Raw genomic sequence first — 25,528 nt, 5'->3', positions numbered from 1 at the left:
AATTTGATCAGCGAGCATTTAATCATCCAACAAACTCATCAAAGCGTAGAATTCCGGTTCTGCTTCTCGTGGTGTTGATAACTCGCGTTTCAACTCTAATATTTGCCGCTCAATAGCTTTAGCCACATAAACCATCTGAGATTCTTGGGCAATTTTTAGCTGTTTTTCTTTGACTCTGATTTTCCGCATTAGTTCGTTAACAGCATCGACGGAATCACTATCTTGAATCATCTTCATCTTCTTCCACCCTCGAAAAATTTAAATACAAAATTTAAATTTTTCAGCTTAATTATTATTTAATTAAATTTAATTTACCAAAAAAATTATAAATTATTAACTGTGACACAGAAAAATTTAAAATTTTAGCCTTCAAAAATGCTGGTTCTTCAGTACCTAATATGCTTGCATCAATCTCAAAAAATTGCCGAAGGCTTAATATACATCAGCAATCAGCCACAAATTTTGGATATGATCACAAAATTTGCCTCTTTACCCTGTTCCCTGTTCCCTATTCCCCGTTCCCTGTTCCCCTGCTTCCTAGGCGGATGAGGATAGAGACTAGAGATTAATCCCTAGTCACTAATCCCCAATCTCTAATTACGCTTCATCTAAAGCAGCGATACCGGGTAATACTTTACCTTCGAGTAACTCTAAGCTTGCGCCGCCGCCGGTAGAGATATGGCTCATTTGATCAGCCAAACCTACCTTCTCAACAGCCGCTACAGAGTCACCGCCACCGATGATCGTGGTTGTACCAGTTTTGCTAATATCTGCTAGAGTACGAGCGATCGCTTCTGTACCTACAGCAAATTTATCAAACTCAAATACACCCATAGGCCCGTTCCAAATCACAGTTTTACAATCAGCCAAAGCTGCTTGGAAAACTTTGACAGAATCAGGCCCGATATCCAAACCCATACCATCAGCCGGAATATTTTCAATGCTGACGGTGGTAGCATTAGCATCGGGGGCAAATTTATCAGCAGATACGATGTCTGTAGGTAATAGGAAGGTAACACCCTTCTCTTTCGCCTTAGCTTCCAAAGACTTCGCCAATTCCAGCTTATCTTCTTCTACCAAAGACTTACCCACATTTAAACCACGGGCTTTGTAGAAGGTGAAAATCATCCCACCACCAATGATTAGCTTGTCGCACTTCTCAAGCAGAGTTTCAATGACACCGATTTTACTAGAAACCTTAGAACCACCCACAATCGCGGCTAAAGGACGTTGAGGCTGTTCAATTGCGCTTTGTAAATACTGCAATTCCTTCTCAATCAAATAACCAGCCACAGAAGGACTCAGGTATTTAGTCACACCTTCAGTAGAAGCATGGGCGCGGTGTGCAGTACCGAAAGCATCATTTACATAAAAATCGGCATTAGCAGCCAGCTTTTTAGCAAATTCTGGGTCGTTTTTCTCTTCTTCTTTATAAAAACGGACATTTTCTAGTAACAGAACTTGACCATTTTGTAAAGCTGCCACTTTTGCCGCGACTTCATCGCCAATACAGTCATCAGTTTTAACGACTTCTTGCCCCAATAACTCAGACAGACGCTTTGCAACCGGAGTTAGACGCAATTTGTCATCCACACCTTTGGGACGACCAAAATGGCTTGCTAAAATGACCTTAGCACCCTTCTGCGTTAAATCTTGAATGGTTGGTAGAGCAGCACGAATGCGAGTATCATCTGTGATGTTGCCTTGATCATCCACAGGCACATTAAAGTCAACCCGCACGAAGGCGCGTTTACCAGAAATATCAGCCGCAGATAAACTTGCTAAAGTTTTTTTGGACACTGCCAAACCCTCCTGATTGCCTTTTTGTTATCGTTTTGAAAGTAGAACCATCAAAATTTTACCGGAGTAGGGGGTGCTGAGGAGAGATATATGTTCAAGACAGTATTATTTCCAATTGATCAAAGTCGGGAAGCGCGGGAAGCTGCCGATGTTGTCGCCAACATTGTACAGCAATATGGTAGTCGGTTAGTGCTGCTGTCTGTGGTTGAAGAATCACCACCAGACGCGCCAACTACTGATCCTATGGTGTCACCAGCAGCCGTTGCTAAACTGCTAGCAGATGCCCAAGCTTTATTTTCTCAGCAAGGTATCACATCAGAAATTATGGAAAGGCAAGGTAAACCAGCCTTTACCATCTGCGATGTCGCCGACGAAATCGGCGCAAATTTAATCATTATGGGTTGTCGGGGACTAGGCTTAACCGAAGAAGGTGCAACTGATAGCGTTACAACTCGCGTGATTAACTTGTCACCTTGTCCTGTGTTAATTGTGCCTTAGTTATCTAGGGATTGGGGATTGGGGATTGGGGCAGATCAATTCAAAATTCAAAATTCAAAATTCAAAATTCTTGAATTTTGGGGAAAAAAACTCCTCTGCTCCCTCCGCTTCCTTATCCCCAGTTTCTACCTGCGTTCTTCATAATCTTCTGAAGACTTGGGGTCTAATTCCCAGCGTCTATCATCACGCTGTTCTAAAATGTCGTTGGTGCGGAGAAATGCTTTATCGTTCATTTCCAATCCCACAGCTTTTTCTATATCTTCTGTGACATTTTGATCGGGTGTGGGAGCAGTACCACCCACCGCTTCATCGCCTACTGCGTCTGCATCTTGCCAATAAGCATCAATGTCACCACCGGTGAGTTCGGGACTGGTATCTGTGTACTCATGTCTTTTGACTTGCAGCGATCGCCCACCAATATTGTATCCTGGTAGGTCTTTTACACCAGTTCCATAGGATTCTGTAACTTCCTGTGGCAAATCATCATATTTAATTTCTTCTTGATTATCTTGATTATTTTGATGATTATTTTGCTCTGTCATAATTTTAGCCTTTTCTATACCCACACAATAACGTTTTCTTGTCTTCATGTTGTACTACAAAGGTTGTACAACTTTCGGCATAAAAGAATCTATTTCCTAAGAACGACGGAAAAATTGCTATGACAGCATACTTTAAGAGTATGAAATCAAGGTCAAGCCACTTGTAGTTGTTGTAGTTGAATTCGGTAGTTATGAGCTAGGAGTTCTCAACTTGAAAATAAAAAGATTTAGATGAAACTTACCTACTCATAACTATTTTTTTTGTTAGTTAAATATTATTGAAATGCCCAATTTAATTAATTGCCAGTAAATAAGCTGATTATTAAAAAGAATATTGTAAATAAAAAACGAATTTTGAATTTTGAATTTTGAATTGTATATAGGGGAGAGAAAAGTGGAATACACTGAGTTTATTACCCATGTGCAAAGCCTCGCTCAATCTAACTCTCGTGAAGAAGCAGAACGCGCTACTCGTGCCACACTAGAAACAATTAAAGAACGGATTTCAGGTGATGAAGCACAAGATTTAGCCAGTCAACTACCACAGGAATTAGGTGGCTGTTTGCGAGGGAGAGAAGGACAACCTGATCAGGATTTTAATTTGCAAAATTTTATTGTGCGTGTGAGTGAAAAAGAGGATATAGAACCAACAACAACAGCAATTCATGTGCGGGCTGTGTTTGCAGTTTTGCAGAATGCCGTCAAGCCTGAAGAATTTGCCAAACTGCATCATCATTTTTCGCAGGATTATGAAGAAATGTTTGGGAAATCACCCAGTAGTGAAATACCAGCATAAAAAATTTAAAATTTCCCCTGAAAAAGTACAGATTGGTAGACCAATAAAAAGGAAAGAATATGACTAACAATAATCATCATGCAGTTAAGAAAAGAGTAGCTATTCTGATTGAACAAGCAGTAGAAGATACAGAATTTATTATTCCTTGTCATGGGCTAAAACAAGCCGGGTTTGAGGTAGTAGTGCTGGGTTCGCGGATGAATGAAAAATATAAGGGTAAACGCGGCAAACTTTCGACACAAGCTGATGCTACCACTACAGAGGCGATCGCTTCCGAATTTGATGCCGTAGTCATTCCTGGTGGTATGGCTCCTGATAAAATGCGCCGCAACCCCAACACAGTCCGCTTTGTACAAGCAGCAATGCAGCAAGGTAAATGGGTAGCAGCCGTCTGTCACGGGCCACAACTTTTAATAGAAGGTGATTTACTCAAAGGTAAGCGAGCCACTGGTTTTAGTTCTATCAGCAAAGATATGATTAATGCTGGTGCGAATTACCTCGATAATCCCCTAGTAGTTGACGGAAATCTCATCACATCCCGTGAACCCGGAGATTTAGCAATTTTCACCACCGCAATATTAAGCCGTCTGGGTTACGGTGGTAAAGACGCAGCATTACCAGATGAAAATGATACCAGTGCCGAATGGTGGAAAATCGCCGATGCTTGGGGTGGTTCCACTAAAGGAGAGATTCTTAGAGGTATCAATACTGCTTTAGGTGGTGAGCGTTATTCCCTAGAAGCTTTGGAGAAATACGCCGATAAAGAATCAGATACACAACTCAAGGCGTTGTTTCAAGAAATGATTACTAATAAACAACGTCATATTGAAAGGCTAGAAACCTATCTCCACAAGCTGGGTGAAAAACCTTCGTTTGGAGCAAACATTGCTAATCAATACGCCAAAGTCAAATCCGCCTTCACAGGTAGCGATGATATCTATCAGTTGCGTTGCGCCTTGGGTGATGTGCAGACAGGTTTGGGTGATATTGGTAACTTGTGTGCTATGTTCACTGACCCAGTTGCCACCGCCATTTTTAAAGAAATATACCACGACTTACTCAAATACGAACAGCGATTAGCAGACTTATATCGCAGACGTATGGCTACTACTGAAGTGCAGCCTCCCAAGCCTACAACTGGGGCGGCTGTTTGAATGTGAGGGAGTAGGGGAGTTGAGGGAGATGAGGAGCAAAAGTTAGAAGTGATTTAATCAGGATTTAGGCGACTGACATATTAGTAGGGTGCGTCAGATATGAAAAAGTCTGACGCACCCTACAAGACATCTGTTTAATTTTGAATTTTGAATGAGAGAATTTTGAATTGGTATGACTTTGACATCAGGAGAAAAACAGACACAAGCCGGCGAAATGGAGCGTTGGGCATCTCTAATTAGGGATGGGGCGTTAGTTTTGACGGGTTTAAAACAAGCCTCTTTGCGGGGAGTGCTGACGGCTTTAGCTGGTGGTGGCGTTGTTGCCCAAAAAGCAACCAAACATAGCACAATTGAGCAAGTGCAAGCAGCTATCGGTTTGAATAAACCAATCAAAGTTGAAAAAACGGTGACAATTGATAAACCAGCAGAGGAACTTTACCGTTATTGGCATAACTTTGAGAATCTGCCCACATTTATGAAGCATCTCAAATATGTCAGAGTCTACAATGATAGACGTTCTCACTGGATAGCCAATGCACCTTTAGGTAACAGCGTAGAATGGGATGCAGACATTTTAGAAGATCGAGAAAATGAGTTTATTTCTTGGGCTTCCGTCGAAGGTGCAGATGTGGAAAACTCTGGTTTTGTGAGGTTTAAAAAAGCCCCAGGCGATCGCGGTACAGAAGTCAAAGTAGTTTTAGAATACAATCCCCCAGGCGGAACATTAGCGGCAATATTCGCCAAACTTTTCGGTGAAGAACCAGAACAACAAATCGGCGACGAATTACGCCGCTTCAAAATGCTCATGGAAGCCGGGGAAATCGCCACCACCCAAGGACAACCTTCTGGGAGGAAGTAGAAGAAGACGCGAATCGGACTCAAGAAAAATCAGACAAATAAATTTTAACCTGATTCATCAATAAAAATCAGGTTTTTATGCTGAAAATCTAGAACTAATTGCCAAAATTTCACCTGAATTGATTGAACTCACTTACTCTTTCGTTCGCCGGAGAGCAGCGTTTTTTTTGCGTTTATGTCCATTGATACTGTCTGGTTAGCATGGACAACCTAAACTTACTATAACATCTTTTACTACTTTAGAAATATGTCTTTTAATTCTAATACCACTGCTTGTTATTCATGAATTTTGTTGGTAGAAAATAGTAGAATGCTTGTCAATAGATATGATTACTGTTGTGCCAGTCACCACAATAATCGTCAATAGGTTTCTTTCTTAAGAAAGAGGTTTGAGTCTTACTAATGCACGAAAATTTGGATTAAAAATTAACAAGCATTCTAATTTAGTATTTGAACAATTAAGACCAATAAAATTTAGTTATCTATCTTTTCATGATTTTTAATCGAATGAGATACACACTAAAAAATGCAGTCATTTATCTATAAAGCAGACTAAACCCTATATTTTTAACACTCGTATGAGCTTGTAACTATGGGAATATGTAGTTTAGTGACAAAAATATTTAGTTTCATGCGACAGCAAAACAAAGAAACAAGTACGAGCGATCGCAGAAGCTATAGCTATATAAATCCTACCGAAATCACTCCAGAAGTCAACCTAGAAGATAACTCTGAAAATTCAAAAGTTTCGCAAGGTCTTAAAGCTTTCGAGGAGAAAAATATGAAGTCTTTAACTATCGATACTAAAACCCATTGTTATGTTATCGATGCTAACCACATGAACAATTTGCAACAAAATGTTGCAACAACTTTTGTTTTTGATAAAGGTAATTTTGATATCAAGATTACTGGGGGTCGGTATAGCTACAGCAACACCAAAACACCAGGTGAGCCTTTTGTGCTACTGTGGATATATGGAGACAATGGTAGTAAATTTATCAACAAAAATACAGGTTTAGAGGTAGGCGCAACCTGGACAACTTTAAATGGATACAATGATACTTTAAAGCTAGAAGTCAAAGAAAGAGCAGTTCTTAATGCTTTGTTCTTTGATTTTAATAAGGAAGATAATAGTGGTTCAATTAACCTACTAATCACTAGCGACAAGCAATTTTTTAATCCTGTAAATCTCACAGTAGATAGCAAACAAAACTGTTATCTTCTTGATGACAATTACCTGTCAACTCTCAAACAATCCGGTTCTAACTTTGTTGAATTGAACCCAGGTAATTATCGCATAAAAATTCGTCAAGGCAATGCTACCTATTGGTCAGACCATAAAAAATTTAATATAGAACCTTGGGCATTAATTTTGCTCAAAGGTGGAAAATTTGTTACCAAACTGACAGGCATTGAAACTGAAGAGACCTGGGTTTCATTAAATGGTCTCAAGGATGAAGTAGTTTTAGAGGTCAAAGAAAAAACTACACTCACAGGTTTATTTTTTGACACCTACAAAGAAGATAATGAAGGTCAGATTATTCTAGAAATCAAGTCACTCAGTGCAGATGAATTAACTGAAGCATATAGAAAGCAAGAAAATCATCAATTCAGTCAACAGCAAACAGGAAAAACTGTTACAGGCAAGACTGTGATCACAACTGAAGGTAATGGTGGGTCTGTCAGTCGTGAACTGGTGGGTAATGCACCAGAATTCACCTTCCATTTTAATGAGGAAGAATTTAAGAAGAAGTGGGAAGAGCAGTTACAGCAGATTAATACTTCTATCGGCGTGATAGATGAAACTGATGTAACCCTTGAAGCTAAATATTGGGATCAACTCGAACAGTGGCTATTGAAACACTATGAGAAACATTTTAAAAATCTGTCTGTAGAAGTGGCAAAAGTCAAGTTTTCGATGGATGCCTATTTGCAGCAAGTAGAGTTTAGCTTCAATCAGCATTTACAGGGTTTGTCTGGCTATTTAGAGAGGATTTTACAAGATAAGATTAACAGAAAAGTAACGGAGAACATTAACCAGCAAATCAATCAGTACATTGACCAAACCTTCGAGCAAAGAATACGTAATAACGTTAGCTTAATTATCAACAACATTGTTAATCAGCAAGAACTCAACCAGTACATCGAGCGACAAGTTAATCAGCAAATCAACCAAACCTTCGAGCAGAATATACGCAACAACGTCAACTTAATTACTCAAACCATTGTCAACAACAATACTGAATTTAATCAGTATGTCAGTCAGCAAATCGATAATAATTTCGAGGAAAAAGTACGCAACAACATTGAACTGATTATCAACAATATCGTCAATAAGCAGGAATTCAATCATTACATTGACCAGCAGGTTAATCAGCAAATAGACAATACCTTCGAGCAGAAGATACACAACAACATTAACCTAATAACTCAGAATATAGCTAACAGTAATGAGTTTAATCACTACGTTAGCCAGGAAATAGACAATTCTTTTGAGCAAAAGATACAAAACCACATCCAACTGATTACCCAAAACATTATCAATGATAATGATGTATTCAACCAGTACCTTGACCAACGTTTAGAGCAAACTGTTAACCACAATACCGAAGTTAATCATGCTATTGTCAATGTTGTGGCTAACAGTACTGAAATCAACAACAAGATTAATAATATCCGCCAAGAGTGGAATGAGACATTCATCAGTCTGGTGACAGAACAAGTTGATGAATTAATCAACGTAATAGGTGGTAGAGAGGGATTTACAAGATTAATTACTCAGAGAATTGTTAATAACAATATTGAGCTTAACCAGTACATTGATCACCGCTTACAGCACAATGTAACTAATAATCAAGTTGTTATTAACCAAATCTTTGATAACGAGCAAATCACCCAGAAGATTCAGAATATCTTCCACAATAATTCTCAAATACACCAAAGAATTGAGAGTGTTGTGTTGAATAGCAATGAAATTAATAACAGAATGCTAAATTTCATTGTTAATAGCGCAGAAATTAACAACAAAATTCATAACATCTACAGAGATGTTGACATCAAAATTGAGAATGTCCGTAACGAGTGGAATCAAACATTCATCAATCTGGTTAGACAGTATGTTGATGAAATGATCAATATTATCGGAGACAGAGATTCCTTCAACATCCTAATTGCCAATTTGATCAATGTGAAAGTAGACGAGATTCTCAACCAAATTTTGAGAATCAGGAATGAACTGACTGTGATTATTAACAATGCAGACAGACATCTTTATGAATGGACTTTGGGAGAACTCATGGCAATCAAAGGCTGCTTAACTGACCGCCAGGCTCTCGTCGAGCAGCTAGTTACTTTCAGTTCTGAACTTAGAGTGAAGCTAGATAGTACCAACTGTGTAGATATCAACACATTCAAGCCATTTAAACCTCTCTCAACCAAATCTACTGAACTGCCATCTGTGCAAGCGCACCAGTTAGGTGAGAGCAATCAATAACCATCTTTTGTTACTTTAGGCAGAGTAAAAACAGCAACAGATTTAATTACTGTAGAGCAGTAGATTATTTGACCACATCACAAGCTGGACTCAAAATTAAACAAAATTAAACTTTGTGACTTTCAGCTTGAGAAATTATTTGTCAAAGCAAGACAACGGAATTTAGATGATGTGGTCAAATAATTCTTTGTTCTACACTTCCCGGAAGATAGGAAGTGAGGCAAGGGAGCGGAGGAGAAAAACTAATGACTCATAACTAATGACTAACGACTAATTACTAATGACTAATGACTATGAAAGCAGTTTGCTGGTATGGTGCTAATGAGGTGCGGGTGGAGTCAGTGCCAGAACCTACACTTCTTAACCCGCGTGATGCGATTATTAAAGTTACTTCTACAGCAATTTGTGGCTCAGATTTACATATTTATGGTGGCTATATCCCCACAATGCAACAGGGTGATATAATTGGTCACGAATTTATGGGGGAAGTGGTAGAAGTTGGTAAGGAAATCAACAATTTAAAAGTAGGCGATCGCGTTGTTGTTCCTTCTGTAATAGGCTGTGGTAGATGCCACTATTGTCAACATGATATGTGGTCATTGTGTGACAACTCTAACCCGAAGGGTTGGATGGAAGAAATATTATTTGGCAATATCACCTCCGCTATTTACGGCTACTCTCATCTGTTAGGTGGTATCGCCGGCGCACAAGCTGAATATGTGCGCGTACCCTTCGCCGATGTCGGTGTGGTGAAAGTACCGCCAGATTTATCAGACGAGATGTTGTTATTCATCTCCGATGCTATCCCTACAGGCTACATGGGTGCAGAATTATGTGATATTCAACCCGGTGATACTGTAGCCGTGTGGGGTTGCGGTGCTGTCGGACAATTTGCCATGATTAGTGCTTATATGATGGGTGCAGAAAAAGTCATCGGCATAGACCGCTTTCCTGAACGTTTAGAAATGGCGAAAACCTACGCCAAAGCCAAAGTTATTAATTATGAAGAAGTCAATGCCGGGGAAGCATTAAAAGAAATGACAGGCGGACAAGGGCCTGATGCTTGCATTGATGCCGTTGGTTTAGAAGCTCATGGTATAGGTATAGAAGATTTCTATGACCAAACAAAGCAAAAACTCAGACTCGAAACTGATCGTCCCCATGTATTACGAGAAATGATGGTGGCTTGTCGTAAAGGTGGTACTCTTTCCATCATGGGTGTCTATGGGGGATTTGTAGACAAAATGCCTTTTGGTGCGGCTTTTAATAAAGGTCTAACCTTCAGAATGGGACAAATGCACGGACAGAAATATATGCACTTGTTACTACAACTCATCTTAGACGGCAAACTTGATCCATCATTTGTAGTTACCCATCAATTACCACTAGAACAAGCCCCCCACGCCTATCATATTTTTCAACAAAAACAAGATAACTGTATCAAAGTTGTTCTCAAACCTTGAGATAGGGAATAGAGAGTAGTGAGTGGTGTAATTTTGTAGTGGACTGACACGACTAAATTGATGCAAAAAAATTGTAGTAGCGTCGCAAGGCTAAAGTAGTGCAAAAATATAGTTCTTGTGGTGCGGGCTTCTAGCCTGCACCGGACGGGCTAGAGAGCTTATCCCACAAGAGAGTTTTAATGCAACATTTAATCAGTATTTAGTCAGAAGTCATAGATAGAGAATGCGACTAATTACATATTAATAAATCCCACCTAGAAAAGATGTTTCATTACATCGCTGGTGCCAACATTGTACACATAATGTAATTGAGGCTATTTATGAACCGTGTACTTTCTTGGTTACAAAATTTTTTGCTGCGTCAAGTTTTAATTGTTTGTCTCATAGGAGCTACCTTCTTTTTAGGTCAGTGTTTTATATCCAGTAGTGCAATGATTGCCCAAGCGGATGTTAAAACTCCAGAGGGGATTTATTACAAAGGCACTCCAGAAAATGAAAGCATTAGAAATGATACTCAAGTGAGAAATGCCCAAGAAAGACTAAAAGAAACTGCTGATACTGTGCGTGAAAAGTTAAATTTAGACGAAGAAACACCTAGAGCCACAAAAGAGTTTCAAAAATCTGTACAAAGAAGAGTAGAAAAAACAGTTGAGCCAGTCACGGGAACCCCACGCGGTTATTACCAACAACCTGAGTCGGTGAGAGAAATGAGAAGATAGATTTAAAAATCATAACTATCTTAACAGACATATAGACGCTCATAGAGCGTCTTCTGATCAAAAAAATAGTCATGTCTCTACTGACTAATGACTAATGACTAATAACTAAGGACTAATCACTATGAAAGCAGTTTGCTGGCATGGAGCAAACGACGTGCGAGTTGAGACAGTACCAGACCCGAAAATTCTTAACCCGCGTGATGCGATTATTAAAATTACTTCTACGGCAATTTGTGGCTCAGATTTACATATATATGATGGCTATATCCCCACAATGGAAAAGGGTGATATTCTCGGTCATGAATTCATGGGGGAAGTAGTTGAATTAGGAAGTGCCGTTAAAAATGTGAAAGTAGGCGATCGCGTGGTTGTTCCCTTCACCATATCATGCGGTTCCTGCTTCTTCTGTCAACGGCAATTATGGTCTTTGTGCGATAACTCCAACCCTAACGCCTGGATGGTAGAACTGCAAATGGGACATTCACCAGCAGGTCTATTTGGCTACTCGCACTTATTTGGCGGTTACGCTGGCGGTCAGGCAGAATACGCCCGTGTACCTTTTGCGGATGTCGGCTTGCTGAAAATCCCCGAAAATCTTACAGATGAGCAAGTGCTATTTTTAACAGACATCTTCCCGACAGGCTACATGGCCGCAGAAAACTGCAACATCAAACCCGGTGATATTGTCGCCGTTTGGGGCTGTGGCCCAGTCGGACAATTTGCCATCAAAAGCGCATATATGCTGGGTGCAGAAAGAGTCATTGCCTTTGACCGCATTCCCGAACGCCTACAAATGGCTAAAGAATACGGTCAAGCCGAAGTTCTCAACTACGAACAAGTCAATATTGGGGAAGCCCTCAAAGAAATGACCGGCGGACGCGGCCCCGACGCTTGCATTGATGCAGTCGGCATGGAAGCCCACGGTACAGATGTGATGGCGTTTTACGACCAAGTAAAACAAACCGTCCGCTTAGAAACAGACCGCCCCACCGCATTACGGCAGGTAATGGTGTCTTGTGCTAAGGGTGGTCATGTTTCACTCGCGGGTGTGTATGGTGGCTTCCTCGACAAAATACCGATGGGTGCTGCGATGAACAAAGGTCTAACCTTCAAAATGGGACAGACACACGTTCATAAATACTTAAAACCATTATTAGAACGCATCCAAAACGGTGACATTGACCCCACATTTGTCATCACCCATACTCTACCCTTAGAACAAGCACCCCACGGCTACAAAATTTTTAAACACAAACAAGATAACTGCATCAAAGTTGTACTCAAACCATAAGGAAAAAGCTAAAACTATGAGTGATACCAGCGTGAAAAAAATAGACTCTACCCATTCCCCCAAAGGTAAACTTGGTCAGAAATATTTAGCATCAGGCAAAACTATTTCTATGCGCCTTTGGGAAAATGAACAACCCAGTGCAGATAAACAACCAACCAGTCGTGAATATGAAACAGTTGGTTATGTAATTAATGGACGTGCAGAGTTGCACATTGAAGGGCAAATGATATTACTAGAACCCGGAAGTTCTTGGGTAGTTCCCAAAGGAGCAAACCACCACTACAACATTCTAGAACCATTTACGGCTGTGGAAGCCACCAGCCCCCCGGCTCATATTCATGGGCGCGACGAAAATTAACAATAATTTTCCATCTTCCACCATTCTCAAACATCATAGGTGGGCATTGCCAACAATATAAAACTCAAAGCTTGAGTAAATCTCAAGCAATGCCCACCCTACAAACTATCTTATCTTATCCAATCTTGCTCTCTGCGTCTCTGCGTGAGGCAAATCCTATTATTTATCTAGTCCAACTAGAGAATTAAATTTAAGTTCAATAACTTATATTTTTATACAACTATCGACTGATGTAAATAAGAAATTGAAACAGTTTCCTAGAAGAAATAACCTACACAAAAATTAATTTTGTGCGCTGGAAATCTGTCACTTATTAGGAAGCGAAATGTTTTATCATTCCAAAAAACTGCAATATTTCAAGCCCCCAGAAAAGCCAGATGCAGTTTACGCGATGAAAATACAAGAACTCATCGGCGGCACTTTTGGGGAAATGACTGTAATGATGCAGTACCTATTTCAAGGTTGGAATTGTCGCGGCCCTGCCAAATATCGGGATATGCTGCTAGATGTGGGGACTGAAGAAATCGGTCACATTGAGATGCTAGCTACCATGATTGCCCATCTTTTAGATAAAGCACCCCTGGAAGTGCAAGAGGAGGGTGTGAGAGATGCGGTAGTTGGTGCTGTGATGGGTGGTACTAACCCACGAGATGTAATCATGAACGCTGCCATGAACCCCCAGCACGCGATTGTTTCCGGTTTGGGTGCAATGCCGGCTGATAGTGTAGGCTTTCCTTGGAATGGTCGGTTTATTGTTGCTAGTGGTAATCTTTTAGCTGATTTTCGCTCTAATCTCCACGCCGAAAGTCAGGGACGCTTGCAAGCAGTCAGATTGTATGAGATGACGGATGATCCAGGGGTGAAAGATACCTTGAGTTTTATGATTGCCCGTGATACCATGCACCAAAACCTCTGGTTGGCAGCAATTGAGGATTTAGAACAGTCTGGACTAGAAACCACACCTGTTCCCAGTTCCTTCCCATTGGAATTAGAAAAACGGGAATTTGCCTACCAATTTTGGAATCATTCCGAAGGTAATGAAAGTGCTGAAGGTCGTTGGGCTAAAGGTCGTTCAATGGATGGTAAAGGTGAATTTCAGTATGTTGCTAACCCCCAAGCTGTAGGGCCAGAACCACAACCACCACAACCCCCAGAACAACTGCACGGTACACCCCAAAATAGACAAGCTCAACAAGGTAATGGTTCTAGCGCACCTCCTTTAGTTGAGCGTATCGGCTAATACTGTCTCACTGACTGCTCATTTATCATCCACTCTGGTAGGCGAAGGGGTCAAACTTTGTATGTGGCAATTTTTTGGTCAATTCTCTAGGGTAGACTTTTTTAGCCTAGAGTGTGGTGGGAGCTATGACCCCTCACCCCAGTTGATAGCCGGATAAATTAGAATAAAAGAAACGACCACAGTGATCACCGTGATCGTAGACGAATTAACTATACAAATTAGATTGTACTACGAACTAATATCTATTGCTCTATCCCCCTAAAGGGGGGTTTTTTTGGTATTTATGGGAAAAATAGGATATTAATAGATATAAATACCTAATAAGCTCTATAAAGCTTGCTTTTATCACTGAATAACAATAATATCTCCGCCAATTTCCTACTATTACACAGGCTCAACCAAAGAATTGGGAAAATATTAGTATGTAGATATATTACAGCGATCGCTCCCCCTATAACGATAATGTACCGCCATATAACTCGGCAATTGCAGACTATTTGGGTGAAACAGCGCATATTCTGGGCTGTCTTGCTGTTAGTGACAGGATTAATCTTCACTCTCGCTTTATCTCTGGCTCAAGGCGCAGTACCCTTAACTCTTGGCGAATTATGGCAAGCTATTCTTAGAGAAGGCGACCCCATCAAACAAACAATTATCTGGGATTTACGTCTACCACGCATCACGGCGGCGTGTATCGTGGGTGCAGCCTTGGGAATGTCAGGGGCGTTATTACAGGGAATGTTACGCAATAGTTTAGCTGACCCTTTTATTTTAGGCATTTCCGCCGGCGCGGGGCTAATTGTAATTGTGATGATAGTCTTGCAAGTATTCCCAATTGCTATTCCCCTAGCGGCATGGATAGGGGCAATTATAACTTCAGCTATTGTGATTTTACTGGGTCGTGCGGGTTCGAGTATCTCCGTCGAAAGATTGATTTTAGGGGGAGTTGCAGTTAGTTCTTTGTTGGGTGCTGTGCAAAGTACATTGCTGCTGTTGGCGGAAGATGGTCAAATTCAAATAGCACTGAGTTGGCTGGTGGGTAGCTTAAATGGTCGGGGTTGGCGAGAAATTGCCACGGCTGGCCCTTATATTATGATGGCATTACTGGGGGGATGGTTACTAGCTAGGTCTGTGAATGTGCTGGCGTTGGGAGATGACTTAGCTGTTGGTTTGGGAGTATCATTAACGCGATCGCGCTTATTAATCGGTGGTGTTGCTACATTATTAGCCGCCGGTGCAGTCAGTATTAGCGGTTTAGTCGGGTTTGTGGGTTTAGTTGTCCCTCACGGTGTGCGTCTAATTGTCGGTACAGACCATCGCTTTGTGTTACCATTATCCGCCTTAGCTGGTGCATGGTTACTCACCTTTGCAGATTTACTCTCTAGACTAGGTGCTGTAGAACTTCCTGTAGGTTCTGTGACAGCTTTGCTAGGTTCACCTTTGTTTATCTGGTTACTATATCGCCGTTCATCTGGGTTGAATAAATAGTAGAGTCTTTCTAGTGCAGAACCTCTACATCATGCAAAACCATTTTTAATTTTGAATTTTGAATTTTGAATTGATCAAAATGCCTATTGAATTACAAAACCTCACTGGTGGTTATACCGTTATTCCCATCGTTAAAGATATTAACCTGACTCTGCAAACAGGAGAATGGTTAAGTTTAGTTGGTGCGAATGGTTCTGGTAAGTCTACTTTACTAAAATTACTCAGTCGCATTCTCTCCCCACAACAAGGAACTGTACTTTTAGATGGTAAAGCAATTCATACCCAACCGCCGCATTTAGTTGCTCAGAAATTGGCATTGTTACCGCAACAACAAACAATTCCTGTGGGCTTAACAGTGCGACAATTAGTCAGTTTAGGACGTACACCGCATCAACCTTGGTGGCAATGGGAATTAACCGCCGAAGATTGGCAGAAAGTTGAGACAGCTATGCAAAAAACTCAACTAGAAAAATTTAGCGATCGCCTAGTTGAAAACCTTTCTGGTGGAGAAAGACAACGGGCTTTTTTAGCTTTAGCCTTAGCCCAAGAACCGAAAGTTTTACTATTAGATGAACCGACAACTTATTTAGATATCAACTACCAATTACAACTGTTAGAACTCCTCAAACAACTGAATCAATCACAAGAAATTACCATTGTCACAGTTTTACATGAATTAAACTTAGCTGCGCGTTATAGTTCCCGCATTGCCTTGTTAAAACAAGGTCAACTGTGGGAAGTTGGTACACCAGCAACCGTGCTAACTCCTCACGCGATCGCCCAAGTTTTTGGGGTAGAATCAATCATCATTAACACACCCGTTGGTTTACAAGTTTGTGCGATTTCTGCGGTATAATTAACAGGTGAATTGATATATAATTTTAAGATAATGTTTGTCAAGCCTTAAAGTAGAGACGTTGCATGCAACGTCTCTACATTTAAGAATCAAGCGCGTCTATGGCTACGCCACGCAAGCAACATCAAGAAACGGTATTAATTCTTTTCTCCAAGCATCAAATCAATGATTAAACTCGACCAATTTTTAAAGTTTATCGGTGTAGCCCCAACTGGCGGTCAAGCTAAAATGATGATTGTTAATGGTGATATCAAAGTTAACGGTATAGTCGAAACTCGACGCGGAAAAAAATTAGAATTAACAGACCAAGTTACAGTAGAAGGAAAAACTTTCAACGTAGCTGATTTTATCAAATAAATGTGCTGGCACATGAGTAGGGTGCGTCAGATGCCGAAAATAAGTTCATTGTTGCCAAATTATCTCTTCTGACGCACCCTACAAAAGACTATTTAACAATTTGCGTCTGATTGTTCACAAGCACCAATACTTACCCAACTGCTAGAACCATCAGCCCAATGTTCCTTTTTCCAAATTGGCGCATTATGTTTGAGGGTATCAATAGCATAACGACAAGCTTCAAACGCTTCACTACGATGAGGACAACCTACTGCTACTAAAACACTAATTTCGCCAATTTGTAAACGCCCGATGCGATGGTGAATTACTACCCGGTTAACATCAAACCACTTTGCGCGAATATCAGCAGCAATTTGATAAAACACTCGTAAAGCCATTGGTTCGTATGCTTGGTATTCTAGAGAAACAACAGGTTTTCCATCAGTTTGATTACGAACCATACCACTCATCACCACTATTGCACCATTGGCAGGGTCATCAGCTTTAGTGTAGACTTCTTCTAAAGATAATGGCGCAAAGGTAATAGCAAAACTATCTTCACTTTTAGGTTTTAAAACATAATTTGATGTGTTTGTCAATATTGATTTCATAATTATTAACTAGCTCAAATTAAAAAACATCATGTCCAGATACCCGACTTCTTTAAGAAATCGGGTATCTATATCCTGATCATTTTATATTTATAGCCGATTGCAACCGGATAGAATACAAATTCATCCGCGTTTATCTGCGTACATCTGCGTTCAATTATTTTTTCTGTACCTCAATGAATAGAGAACCACTATAATCATAAACCTCTTAATACTGCCATATCTTCAGCGTCCAATTCCTGTGGTGTACCACTACGAATTAATTCAGAAAAATCTTCATTGGGAACCATAATTGTTAAAGTGTACAACCGGGTAGAACCTGTATTTTTAATCAAATGAATTCCCGTTGGTGGGACTAATAAACTATCTCCGGCGGCAATGGGGACTTTTTTCCCATCACACATAGCAATACCTTTTCCTTTGAGGACAAAAAACATTTCTACCGCCCATTGATGACGATTTGGTGGTGTTTGCCCGCCGACATCAAAAATTTCTACACAGCAAGTGAGAGAAGTGTTAGCATTTGTGGAATCAAAGATAATTGCTAACCGATTTGTGTCGTGGGGACTGATGCGGTAAACCTGATAATCTTTGGGAGATTTAATTACAGGAATTACACAACGAGTAGCGTACATTGTTATTCCCTTCCTGTTGCTTCAGGATGATTTAGGGCTGTTAAAATTGCTTGGGAATCGGTAACAAAACCAAAACATTGTTTGACGTTATATAACGTCGCTAGCCAACAATAATCAGGGGACGTTGTAGCAGTACAGTCTTTAATTAAAATGCAGTCATAACCAAGAAAGTTAGCATCGCATAAGGTAGTTAATACACATTGATCAGCGTTCACACCCGCAAAGAATAAGGAAGTTATCCCCAAGTTTCGCAGGATGCTATCTAAAGGAGTGTCCCAAAAGCCACTCATGCGATATTTATCCACACGAATATCTTCTGGTAACTGGGGGAGTTCGTCTACTACCGCCGCCGCCCAACTATCTGCTATTAGTACCTTAGCACCGTTTTTCGGTAATGGATCGCCTAAACCTACACCTTCACCTGTAGGGTTGTAGACATGAAGTAAACCGGCACTAATATTCAGTAAGTCGGGACGATTACCCCAATTTACCCAAATTACAGGCACATTTGCCGCCCGTAGTTCTGGAAGTAAGTGATTTAAAGGTACAATCGGTTTACGGGCTGGAGTGACATCCACACCAATATGCGCTAACCACCCATCAGGGTGACAGAAATCGTTTTGCATATCGATGACGAGGATGGCAGATTTTGCCAAGTCGAGGCGCAGTGTTTTTGTTTCTGTTGGTAAGATAACTGATTGTGGAGTCTTTTGAGGACGGGTAATATCTGCGATCGCTTGATTCACCATCCACGCATTTGGTAAAACTCCCAATCTCCGTAACGGCTGCTCCATAAATTGCCATACTTAACTATATTTTCTATGTTGTAACTTGAAATGCTGTTGAGAGTTTAATTACTTAATCAAGGTTAAAATCATGCGGTTTACAATTCAAAATGTTTTGATTGCCACCGATGACGGTTACACTACGACAGATGTACAGATTATAGATGGTAAAATCGCTGCCATCGCTCCTCATTTAGATGTTGTCGGTACGGCAATCAATGGCAGTCATAAGCTATTACTACCGGGTTTGATCAACGCTCACACCCATTCATCAGAAATGTGGCAACGTGGCATCATGTCCCCTTTGCCGTTAGAATTATGGTTAGCGGAACTGTATGATTTTGCCAGCATCGACACTGAGCAAATTTATCTGAGTGCTTTAGGCACAGCCGTAGAAACTCTGTTATCTGGTGGTACAAGTGTAGTAGATCATCTGGTACTAATTCCAGGGCAAGAGTTAGAAACCATCGCTGCGGCGGTGCGTGCTTATCAAGAAGTGGGAATACGAGCTTTTATCGCTCCCTTAATTCAAGATGAGTCTTTGACTGCGGGGATACCTTCCGGGGATTCAAACCGAACCCATGAGCCGTTTTTGCGTTCTACAGCCGCGACGCTAGAAATTATCGAAACAGCTATCAAAAAGTTTCACCGCCCTGATGAGGGTGTGAGTATGTTAGTGGCACCGACGGGGATACAATTGTGTACAGATGCCTTATTTGAAGGGTGTATTGAGTTAAGCGATCGCTATCATATTTGTCGTCACTCTCACTTATTAGAAACCAAAGCCCAAGCAAAACTCGCCTTAGAAAAATACGGTGGTAGTGCTGTTACCCATCTTAACAGCATGGGTTTCTTGAGCGATCGCACCTCCTTAGCTCATTGTGTCTGGTTAAATGATGCTGACATCGCTATCCTAGCCGCAACCCAATCAACAGTAGTTCACAATCCCCTCAGTAACCTGCGTTTAGGTAGTGGCATCGCCCCGATTTTAAAATATCGTCAAGCTGGAGTTAACGTCAGTTTTGGTTGTGATGGTGCCTCTAGTAATGACTCTCAAGACTTATTAGAAGCCATCAAAATCGGCTCTATTTTACATAATATTACAGATTTTGATTATCGCCACTGGATTACACCCCGACAAGCCATAGAAATGGCATCATTAGGTGGTGCAAAAGGATTAAACATGGCAGATAAAATTGGTACTTTAACAGTTGGTAAAATAGCTGATTTGGTACTTTATGACCTGACTAATTTATCATTATTACCCCGTACCGACCCCATTGGTTTATTAGTATTAGGTCGTCCGAATAATATAGTAGATAGTGCTTGGGTGAATGGTAAACAAATTATAGCCAATGGTCAAGTAACTACAATTAACGTTGAGCAACTGCGACAAGAATTATTTAACCGTAGTCAGTGGGAAACCAAACGCGAATCTCCAACAGTAGCAGAAATTGAAGCGCATTATCGTAAAGTCATGGGTTTGTAAAACAGTTCAGGGGAGATTGACTAAAATTCCTCATAGTTTGTCACAGTGAGGAATTTTAGAGCGTTGTCAAACAAACTCAAAAAAAATGCTAACTATCTTTGATGATAGCTTTTTGTGAGTGTTTGTTTTTTCGATGCCTAACTACACCAAAACCACCAGCTATGATTAATGAAGTTAGTATAGTTGTAGGTTCGGGAACACTAACAATTTTCCATTTAAAAGTACCACTCATCATAGCTTCTCTTGTGCCTAAGCCACCGGAAATATTAGCGAAATTTTTTAAACCGACAGTATAGGTTTGTCCTGCGTAGATGGTTCTTTCTATAGTACCAGAAGTATTAGGCAAGAAGGCAGCATCACCTCCTGGCTTTGACCAATTGAAGAGGAATGCGTTCAAACCAAATGTACTTGTACCAGATTCCTTAACATCGTAATCCATTGTCAAGAAACCCGTTGTGTCAGCGATAAATTCATAACTCCAGTCTAAGCCTCCATATAGGTTTGCAAGACCTGAATTAACGTTGATAGTTTTCCAGCCTACATCAGTGAAGGTTACTACACCCTCATAACTGTTTTTCCATATTGATGTTACTTGTGCTTGCGACAAAACGCTCGCATTACCTGAAGTTGCCAATGCTGCAACTGCGGCGCCTAATGAATTTATGGTCTTGAATTGACTGTCTGTATAAGTATCAGTGACTAATCCACTACCAGCGTTGGAATTAGCTTCTAGTCTTAATGATGAGCTAACAGGAGTAACGAAAGCATACACCACAGCAGGATTCAGTCCTACGCTAATGATTGATCCTGCGATACTAGCCATTGAAAATCTTGTGATGGCAGTTGCAATATTCATGTTTATGATTACATTGATTTAAGTATTTTTATGTATTAAGCAATAATCTAATTAACTGGTATGTGTCAATATATTTACTGTTTGTTTGTATAAAATTTATATAATTTTTGTAGAATCTTCATCAGAAAAATAGGTTTGAACCCCTTTGTGTAACTATTACTATAGGTGTGATAACTGGAATTGCTCCCCAACGCCAACATGACTTAGCGCGTCTGGGTGTGAGAACCATGATTGCGGGATTATTGGCTGGTTTGATTACTGCCTGTATTGCGAGTATGCTTTTTTGAAAAAACGGATTTTTTTCGTGGTTTAAAATAGCCTAATTTCCAGTTTTCCGGTTGCTTTAACTGATTGAGATGTCCCTGGAAAATCAGACGCAAAGCAATGCGAGTATTTAAATATCCCTTAAGTAAATAATATCCTGGCTTGACATCAACATCGGGGACAAGAGACTCAGAAGTAGGTTGTACAGCCCCGCAACGGGTATTTTCTCCTGGTAAACTTAACTTGAATAAATAATCATATCTATATCCTGTGGGAATCATAAACACACCATAAACATGATGTTGACCCAGCCAAGGCTTAATGATGATTTTTTCAGGTGTAGTATAATATCTAACTTCTTTTGTAGGGGGAAAAGCCCACCAAGACTGACATAGCACTAAAGGCGATCGCTCTGTTATATCTGTAAAATAAGATAGACCGACAATACTCACTAAACTCAGGGCAAATAACAGATAAAATCCTAATTTTAGTGACTTTTTACCCACTTGTTCAACCCTAGCAACTTCTTTCAGCTATTTTAGCTAGCTCAACAACAGTGTGATTACATAGTTCGTAGTGAGGACTTTAGTCCTCATGGTTAAGCGGAGGATGAAAGTCCTTTGGTGGGGACGCTATGCGTAGCTTGCTTCCCCGGAGGAGTACACTACAAACTTGCAAGGGGAAAAAATCCTAAATGTGAAAACTTATACGTGATTAAGGTAGAGTGCGCCTGTGGCTTGTTAAAGTAACAAAAAAGCTGTATAATCAACCAAACGGTAATTATGGTATCTAATACTGTACGCTTCTCCGATGTTCAAAACCATTGGGCGCGTCCGTTTATTGAAGCCTTGGCAGCAAGACGCATTTTAAATGGTTATCCTAACGGGACTTTTCGCCCAGATAAATCTCTCACCCGTGCTGAGTTTGCCGCTATCATTGCATCTGTGTTTAACGTTCCGGTAAAGCGTCAGTATGTTCCTTTTACTGATGTTCCCGTGAATCATTGGGCTGCTAGTGCCATTAAAAGAGCTTACGAAACCGGATTTTTAACTGGTTATCCCAATCAGACTTTCGGACTGAATAACAAAATTCCTCGTGGTGATGTTTTAGTCGCTTTGGTGAATGGCTGGGAAATTGCCCAGAAAATTCCACCAGCATTACTAGATCAACTCCCAGAAATTTATCAAGATGGGGCAAATATTCCCGGTTATGGGAAAAATCAGATGGCGATCGCCACAAGTGCCGGTTTAGTTGTTAGCTTTCCCAATATCAAATTACTTAACTACAAGACACCTGCGACTCGTGCTGAGGTTGCAGTCATAGTTTACCAAGTATTAGTATATCTCGGCAAAGCCCCCAAAATCAACTCTACATATTTAGTAGTTCCGCCCAGCACTGTCCCCAAAACCGTCAAAGTGAGTCATCAAAGAGAGTTTCGGGGAGTATGGCTAACAGCAGTGTGGAATAGTGATTGGCCTGCTAAAGCCGGATTATCTGTAGCGCAACAGCAAGCGGAACTCGTAGAAATTATCAAAAAATTACAACAACTGAATTTTAATGCCCTAATTTTACAAGTGCGTCCCGAAGGTGATGCTTTGTATGCTTCCGCCCTTGAACCGTGGAGTGCTTGGTTAACCGGAACTCAAGGTAAAGCCCCAGAACCATTTTATGATCCCTTAGAGTTTGCGATCGCCGAAGCCCACAAACGCAACATCGAAGTTCACGCTTGGTTTAACCCCTACCGCGCCAAAACTAGCACAAAAAACGGCGTTGCCAATGTCCGCCCCCACATAGCCCTCACCAATCCAGAGGTAGTCTATCAATGGGGGAATCAGTTATGGATGGAACCAGGCTCAAAAATCGTTCAAGATAGAGCTTACAACGTAATTATCGACGTTGTTCGTCGCTATGACATCGATGGTATTCACCTCGATGATTATTTTTATCCCTATCCCATCGCCGGTCAAACATTTCCCGATGATAAAACCTACGCCGCATATAAATCAAGCGGTGGCAAGTTAAGTTTAGAAGACTGGCGACGAGAAAACGTCAATCAAATGGTGCTGCGTCTTTCACAGGGAATCAAAGCCACCAAATCCCATGTAAAATTCGGAATTAGTCCCTTTGGAATTTACCGCCCCGGACAACCACCAGGAATCATCGGACTAGATGCTTACAATGTATTGTATGCTGATGCCAAAAAATGGTTAGAACAAGGCTGGATTGATTATATCGCCCCTCAACTATATTGGCGCACAGACCAAACTCAACAAAGTTATCCTGTATTACTCAAATGGTGGACAGAAATTAATCCCCAGCGCAGACACATTTACACAGGTAACAACATCGCCAAATTAGACGGAAAAGCCTGGAAATATGAGGAGATAGCAAAGCAAGTACAAATCAGCCGTAACCTAGTCAGAGATTTATCACTAGGAAATATCTTCTTTAGTATGAGTTCCATTAGTGAAAATCGCCAAGGTATTGCTGACAAGTTCCAAAGCTCAGTTTACTCCACACCTGCCATAGTACCTACAATGTCATGGCGCAATCAATCCCCACCACCCCCACCCAAACAACTACAAGTCAACAACCGAAGACTCAGTTGGGAACCCGGCGATAATCAACCGGTACGCTCTTGGACACTATATCGTCAAACAGGTGACACTTGGACAATACAAAGAATATTGTCTGCTGGCACAACTTTCGCCACAGTACCACAACCAGGAACTTATGCTGTTTGTGCTGTCGATAGGTTAGCGAATGAAAGTGAGGGGGTAGTGATTAAGGTAAGTTAGGGACTGGAAGGGACTGGGGACTGGGAAATTTATATATCTATATATATAGATGTTATTAGTCATTCTCCCTCATCCCCCTCATCCCCCTCATCCCCCCCTACTCCCTACACCCGGAACAGTCAAATAAATGTAAACCTAATCGCTGAGATAATTCTTCACACACTTTCACCCCCCTGACACTATTCCCCCGGATATCCAAGGGGGGCGAAAACACAGCAATTCCCATCTTGTTGGGAACTACAGCCATAATTCCCCCGCAAACGCCGCTTTTTGCCGGAATTCCCACTTTATAAGCCCACTCACCCGCAAAGTTATACATCCCGCAGGTGTACATGACGCTGAGTATATCTTTGATATAAGTTTTCTCTACGGCTTGTTCTCCGGTGATCGGGTTGATACCTCCATTAGCCAAAGTCGCCGCCATGATTGCTAAGTCCCGACAGTTTACCATAACGGCGCATTGTTGAAAATATAGGTCTAGGGCTTCTTCTATATTTTGGTCAATCATGCCAAAATTAAGCATCAGGTGTGCCATTGCTCGGTTGCGATGTCCTGTGCTACGCTCGGAGGTAAAGACGGAAATATCAACAAATACGTCATGACCTATATAGCGGTGGAACATATCCAGTAAGCGGTTGAGGCGTTCTGTGGCTCCTGAACCTTTGATTAAACTGGTAGTGGCGATCGCTCCGGCATTTACCATTGGATTATACGGTCGCTTTGATCGCTCATCCAAGATGATCGCATTAAATGCGTCTCCTGTTGGTTCCACACCTACCCTAGTCAATACATAATCTCGTCCATGATCTTCTAAAGCGAGTCCGTAACTAAACACCTTAGAAATTGACTGGATAGTAAATAGCTGTTTAATATCCCCAACTTCGTAAACCTGTCCGTCTACTGTCGCAATACAAATACTAAATAAATCTGGGTTGACTTTCGCCAGTTCTGGTATGTAGTTTGCTACTATTCCTTCCTGCAATGACTTGTATTTAGTATGCAAGTCGTTAATCACGGTTAACAGCGAGGACGAAACTGTTTCTAAATCTCCTTGATTTGCTGTATCTGCCATGAGGCTAAAAGCTTGATTTCTGATAATCTACTGGTTTGATGTTAATTTTAATACCTAAGAAAATTGTCCTACACAATTTGCTCAATGATTTTCGATTTTTGCAAAATTCTGTTCATTCTACCCGAA

At 40.8% G+C, this 25,528-nt stretch carries 24 protein-coding genes and 1 pseudogene; 16 read left to right on the top strand and 9 right to left on the bottom strand.

Going from position 1 to position 25,528, the window contains the following annotated elements:
- Positions 1–18: 18 nt before the first annotated feature.
- Together A3775_RS15830 and pgk are read right to left on the bottom strand one after the other, a co-directional pair.
- Positions 19–237 (bottom strand): hypothetical protein, encoded by a 219-nt coding sequence (locus A3775_RS15830; RefSeq protein WP_231867022.1) that lies wholly within the window; start codon positions 235–237, stop codon positions 19–21.
- Between the two features lie 360 nt (positions 238–597).
- Positions 598–1,800 carry a phosphoglycerate kinase gene (gene pgk / locus A3775_RS15825; protein ID WP_066375347.1) on the bottom strand — a complete coding sequence of 401 codons (1,203 nt, stop codon included), beginning with the start codon at positions 1,798–1,800 and terminating at the stop codon, positions 598–600.
- A gap of 90 nt (positions 1,801–1,890) precedes the next feature.
- On the opposite strand from pgk, the gene A3775_RS15820 reads away from it, so the two are divergent.
- Positions 1,891–2,298 carry a universal stress protein gene (locus A3775_RS15820; RefSeq protein ID WP_066375349.1) on the top strand — a complete coding sequence of 136 codons (408 nt, stop codon included), beginning with the start codon at positions 1,891–1,893 and terminating at the stop codon, positions 2,296–2,298.
- Between the two features lie 125 nt (positions 2,299–2,423).
- On the opposite strand, the gene A3775_RS15815 is transcribed toward A3775_RS15820, so the two are convergent.
- Entirely contained in the window at positions 2,424–2,840 is a 417-nt protein-coding gene (locus A3775_RS15815) for a DUF6335 family protein (protein WP_066375350.1), read from the bottom strand.
- A gap of 394 nt (positions 2,841–3,234) precedes the next feature.
- Between A3775_RS15815 and A3775_RS15810 the strand changes: the two genes are divergently transcribed.
- The 12 genes from A3775_RS15810 (at position 3,235) to A3775_RS15755 (ending at position 16,913) form a co-directional block, all read left to right on the top strand.
- A complete protein-coding gene (locus A3775_RS15810) occupies positions 3,235–3,636 on the top strand; it encodes a DUF2267 domain-containing protein (RefSeq protein ID WP_066375352.1) in 402 nt (133 codons plus the stop codon).
- 59 nt (positions 3,637–3,695) lie between these two features.
- Positions 3,696–4,790, top strand: a complete 1,095-nt coding sequence (locus tag A3775_RS15805) for a DJ-1/PfpI/YhbO family deglycase/protease (RefSeq protein WP_066375353.1) — start codon at positions 3,696–3,698, stop codon at positions 4,788–4,790.
- A gap of 172 nt (positions 4,791–4,962) precedes the next feature.
- Positions 4,963–5,649, top strand: a complete 687-nt coding sequence (locus A3775_RS15800) for an SRPBCC family protein (RefSeq protein WP_066425779.1) — start codon at positions 4,963–4,965, stop codon at positions 5,647–5,649.
- Positions 5,650–6,279: 630 nt separating this feature from the next.
- The gene (locus tag A3775_RS15795) at positions 6,280–9,141 is read left to right on the top strand and encodes a hypothetical protein (protein ID WP_066425777.1); all 2,862 of its coding nucleotides are present in this window, start codon (positions 6,280–6,282) and stop codon (positions 9,139–9,141) included.
- A gap of 293 nt (positions 9,142–9,434) precedes the next feature.
- Positions 9,435–10,604 carry a zinc-dependent alcohol dehydrogenase gene (locus tag A3775_RS15790; RefSeq protein WP_066425776.1) on the top strand — a complete coding sequence of 390 codons (1,170 nt, stop codon included), beginning with the start codon at positions 9,435–9,437 and terminating at the stop codon, positions 10,602–10,604.
- A 320-nt stretch (positions 10,605–10,924) separates the two neighbouring features.
- Entirely contained in the window at positions 10,925–11,323 is a 399-nt protein-coding gene (locus tag A3775_RS15785) for a hypothetical protein (protein WP_066375364.1), read from the top strand.
- 121 nt (positions 11,324–11,444) lie between these two features.
- Positions 11,445–12,614 (top strand): zinc-dependent alcohol dehydrogenase, encoded by a 1,170-nt coding sequence (locus tag A3775_RS15780; RefSeq protein ID WP_066425775.1) that lies wholly within the window; start codon positions 11,445–11,447, stop codon positions 12,612–12,614.
- Between the two features lie 16 nt (positions 12,615–12,630).
- On the top strand, positions 12,631–12,972 hold the full coding sequence (locus A3775_RS15775) for a cupin domain-containing protein (RefSeq protein WP_066375366.1): 342 nt from the start codon (positions 12,631–12,633) through the stop codon (positions 12,970–12,972).
- Between the two features lie 325 nt (positions 12,973–13,297).
- Positions 13,298–14,212, top strand: coding sequence for a manganese catalase family protein (locus A3775_RS15770; protein ID WP_066375368.1), 915 nt, complete (start codon positions 13,298–13,300; stop codon positions 14,210–14,212).
- Between the two features lie 462 nt (positions 14,213–14,674).
- Complete coding sequence (locus A3775_RS15765; protein ID WP_066375371.1) at positions 14,675–15,700, top strand: iron ABC transporter permease; 1,026 nt, start codon at positions 14,675–14,677, stop codon at positions 15,698–15,700.
- A 79-nt stretch (positions 15,701–15,779) separates the two neighbouring features.
- Positions 15,780–16,556, top strand: coding sequence for an ABC transporter ATP-binding protein (locus tag A3775_RS15760; RefSeq protein ID WP_066375373.1), 777 nt, complete (start codon positions 15,780–15,782; stop codon positions 16,554–16,556).
- Between the two features lie 165 nt (positions 16,557–16,721).
- Positions 16,722–16,913 carry an RNA-binding S4 domain-containing protein gene (locus A3775_RS15755; RefSeq protein ID WP_066375375.1) on the top strand — a complete coding sequence of 64 codons (192 nt, stop codon included), beginning with the start codon at positions 16,722–16,724 and terminating at the stop codon, positions 16,911–16,913.
- 92 nt (positions 16,914–17,005) lie between these two features.
- Here A3775_RS15755 and A3775_RS15750 read toward each other — a convergent pair whose 3' ends face one another.
- The 3 genes from A3775_RS15750 to A3775_RS15740 all read right to left on the bottom strand — a co-directional run bounded on the left by A3775_RS15750 (position 17,006) and on the right by A3775_RS15740 (position 18,932).
- Entirely contained in the window at positions 17,006–17,503 is a 498-nt protein-coding gene (locus A3775_RS15750) for a molybdenum cofactor biosynthesis protein MoaE (protein WP_197480175.1), read from the bottom strand.
- A gap of 197 nt (positions 17,504–17,700) precedes the next feature.
- Positions 17,701–18,138, bottom strand: a complete 438-nt coding sequence (locus tag A3775_RS15745) for a cupin domain-containing protein (protein ID WP_066375381.1) — start codon at positions 18,136–18,138, stop codon at positions 17,701–17,703.
- 2 nt (positions 18,139–18,140) lie between these two features.
- Positions 18,141–18,932 (bottom strand): cysteine hydrolase family protein, encoded by a 792-nt coding sequence (locus tag A3775_RS15740; protein ID WP_066375383.1) that lies wholly within the window; start codon positions 18,930–18,932, stop codon positions 18,141–18,143.
- A gap of 82 nt (positions 18,933–19,014) precedes the next feature.
- Between A3775_RS15740 and A3775_RS15735 the strand changes: the two genes are divergently transcribed.
- The gene (locus A3775_RS15735; protein ID WP_066375386.1) at positions 19,015–20,412 is read left to right on the top strand and encodes an amidohydrolase; all 1,398 of its coding nucleotides are present in this window, start codon (positions 19,015–19,017) and stop codon (positions 20,410–20,412) included.
- An 88-nt stretch (positions 20,413–20,500) separates the two neighbouring features.
- Here A3775_RS15735 and A3775_RS15730 read toward each other — a convergent pair whose 3' ends face one another.
- Entirely contained in the window at positions 20,501–21,268 is a 768-nt protein-coding gene (locus A3775_RS15730; protein WP_156481654.1) for a PEP-CTERM sorting domain-containing protein, read from the bottom strand.
- A gap of 149 nt (positions 21,269–21,417) precedes the next feature.
- On the opposite strand from A3775_RS15730, the pseudogene A3775_RS23700 reads away from it, so the two are divergent.
- Positions 21,418–21,555: pseudogene (locus tag A3775_RS23700) on the top strand (nucleoside transporter C-terminal domain-containing protein); the annotation flags it as partial.
- Here A3775_RS23700 and A3775_RS15725 read toward each other — a convergent pair.
- Positions 21,508–22,038, bottom strand: coding sequence for a hypothetical protein (locus tag A3775_RS15725; protein ID WP_197480174.1), 531 nt, complete (start codon positions 22,036–22,038; stop codon positions 21,508–21,510). The pseudogene A3775_RS23700 and the gene A3775_RS15725 overlap by 48 nt on opposite strands.
- 276 nt (positions 22,039–22,314) lie before the next feature.
- Between A3775_RS15725 and A3775_RS15720 the strand changes: the two genes are divergently transcribed.
- A complete protein-coding gene (locus A3775_RS15720; RefSeq protein WP_066425774.1) occupies positions 22,315–24,330 on the top strand; it encodes a family 10 glycosylhydrolase in 2,016 nt (671 codons plus the stop codon).
- A gap of 97 nt (positions 24,331–24,427) precedes the next feature.
- On the opposite strand, the gene glsA is transcribed toward A3775_RS15720, so the two are convergent.
- Positions 24,428–25,402, bottom strand: coding sequence for a glutaminase A (gene glsA, locus A3775_RS15715; protein ID WP_066425772.1), 975 nt, complete (start codon positions 25,400–25,402; stop codon positions 24,428–24,430).
- Positions 25,403–25,528: the final 126 nt, after the last annotated feature.

The sequence above is a fragment of the Anabaena sp. 4-3 genome (assembly GCF_001597745.1).
Taxonomy (GTDB): Bacteria; Cyanobacteriota; Cyanobacteriia; order Cyanobacteriales; family Nostocaceae; genus Trichormus.
The sequence above is the reverse complement of the archived record's forward strand: the minus strand, read 5'-3'. Positions and strand labels throughout refer to the sequence as shown.

Coding starts and splice junctions, on each gene's coding strand:
- A3775_RS15830 (WP_231867022.1), bottom strand. CDS start 237: ATGAAGATGATTCAAGATAGTGATTCCGTCGATGCTGTTAACGAACTA.
- A3775_RS15820 (WP_066375349.1), top strand. CDS start 1,891: ATGTTCAAGACAGTATTATTTCCAATTGATCAAAGTCGGGAAGCGCGG.
- A3775_RS15815 (WP_066375350.1), bottom strand. CDS start 2,840: ATGACAGAGCAAAATAATCATCAAAATAATCAAGATAATCAAGAAGAA.
- A3775_RS15805 (WP_066375353.1), top strand. CDS start 3,696: ATGACTAACAATAATCATCATGCAGTTAAGAAAAGAGTAGCTATTCTG.
- A3775_RS15800 (WP_066425779.1), top strand. CDS start 4,963: ATGACTTTGACATCAGGAGAAAAACAGACACAAGCCGGCGAAATGGAG.
- A3775_RS15795 (WP_066425777.1), top strand. CDS start 6,280: ATGCGACAGCAAAACAAAGAAACAAGTACGAGCGATCGCAGAAGCTAT.
- A3775_RS15790 (WP_066425776.1), top strand. CDS start 9,435: ATGAAAGCAGTTTGCTGGTATGGTGCTAATGAGGTGCGGGTGGAGTCA.
- A3775_RS15785 (WP_066375364.1), top strand. CDS start 10,925: ATGAACCGTGTACTTTCTTGGTTACAAAATTTTTTGCTGCGTCAAGTT.
- A3775_RS15780 (WP_066425775.1), top strand. CDS start 11,445: ATGAAAGCAGTTTGCTGGCATGGAGCAAACGACGTGCGAGTTGAGACA.
- A3775_RS15775 (WP_066375366.1), top strand. CDS start 12,631: ATGAGTGATACCAGCGTGAAAAAAATAGACTCTACCCATTCCCCCAAA.
- A3775_RS15770 (WP_066375368.1), top strand. CDS start 13,298: ATGTTTTATCATTCCAAAAAACTGCAATATTTCAAGCCCCCAGAAAAG.
- A3775_RS15765 (WP_066375371.1), top strand. CDS start 14,675: ATGTACCGCCATATAACTCGGCAATTGCAGACTATTTGGGTGAAACAG.
- A3775_RS15760 (WP_066375373.1), top strand. CDS start 15,780: ATGCCTATTGAATTACAAAACCTCACTGGTGGTTATACCGTTATTCCC.
- A3775_RS15755 (WP_066375375.1), top strand. CDS start 16,722: ATGATTAAACTCGACCAATTTTTAAAGTTTATCGGTGTAGCCCCAACT.
- A3775_RS15750 (WP_197480175.1), bottom strand. CDS start 17,503: ATGAAATCAATATTGACAAACACATCAAATTATGTTTTAAAACCTAAA.
- A3775_RS15745 (WP_066375381.1), bottom strand. CDS start 18,138: ATGTACGCTACTCGTTGTGTAATTCCTGTAATTAAATCTCCCAAAGAT.
- A3775_RS15740 (WP_066375383.1), bottom strand. CDS start 18,932: ATGGAGCAGCCGTTACGGAGATTGGGAGTTTTACCAAATGCGTGGATG.
- A3775_RS15735 (WP_066375386.1), top strand. CDS start 19,015: ATGCGGTTTACAATTCAAAATGTTTTGATTGCCACCGATGACGGTTAC.
- A3775_RS15730 (WP_156481654.1), bottom strand. CDS start 21,268: ATGAATATTGCAACTGCCATCACAAGATTTTCAATGGCTAGTATCGCA.
- A3775_RS15720 (WP_066425774.1), top strand. CDS start 22,315: ATGGTATCTAATACTGTACGCTTCTCCGATGTTCAAAACCATTGGGCG.
- glsA (WP_066425772.1), bottom strand. CDS start 25,402: ATGGCAGATACAGCAAATCAAGGAGATTTAGAAACAGTTTCGTCCTCG.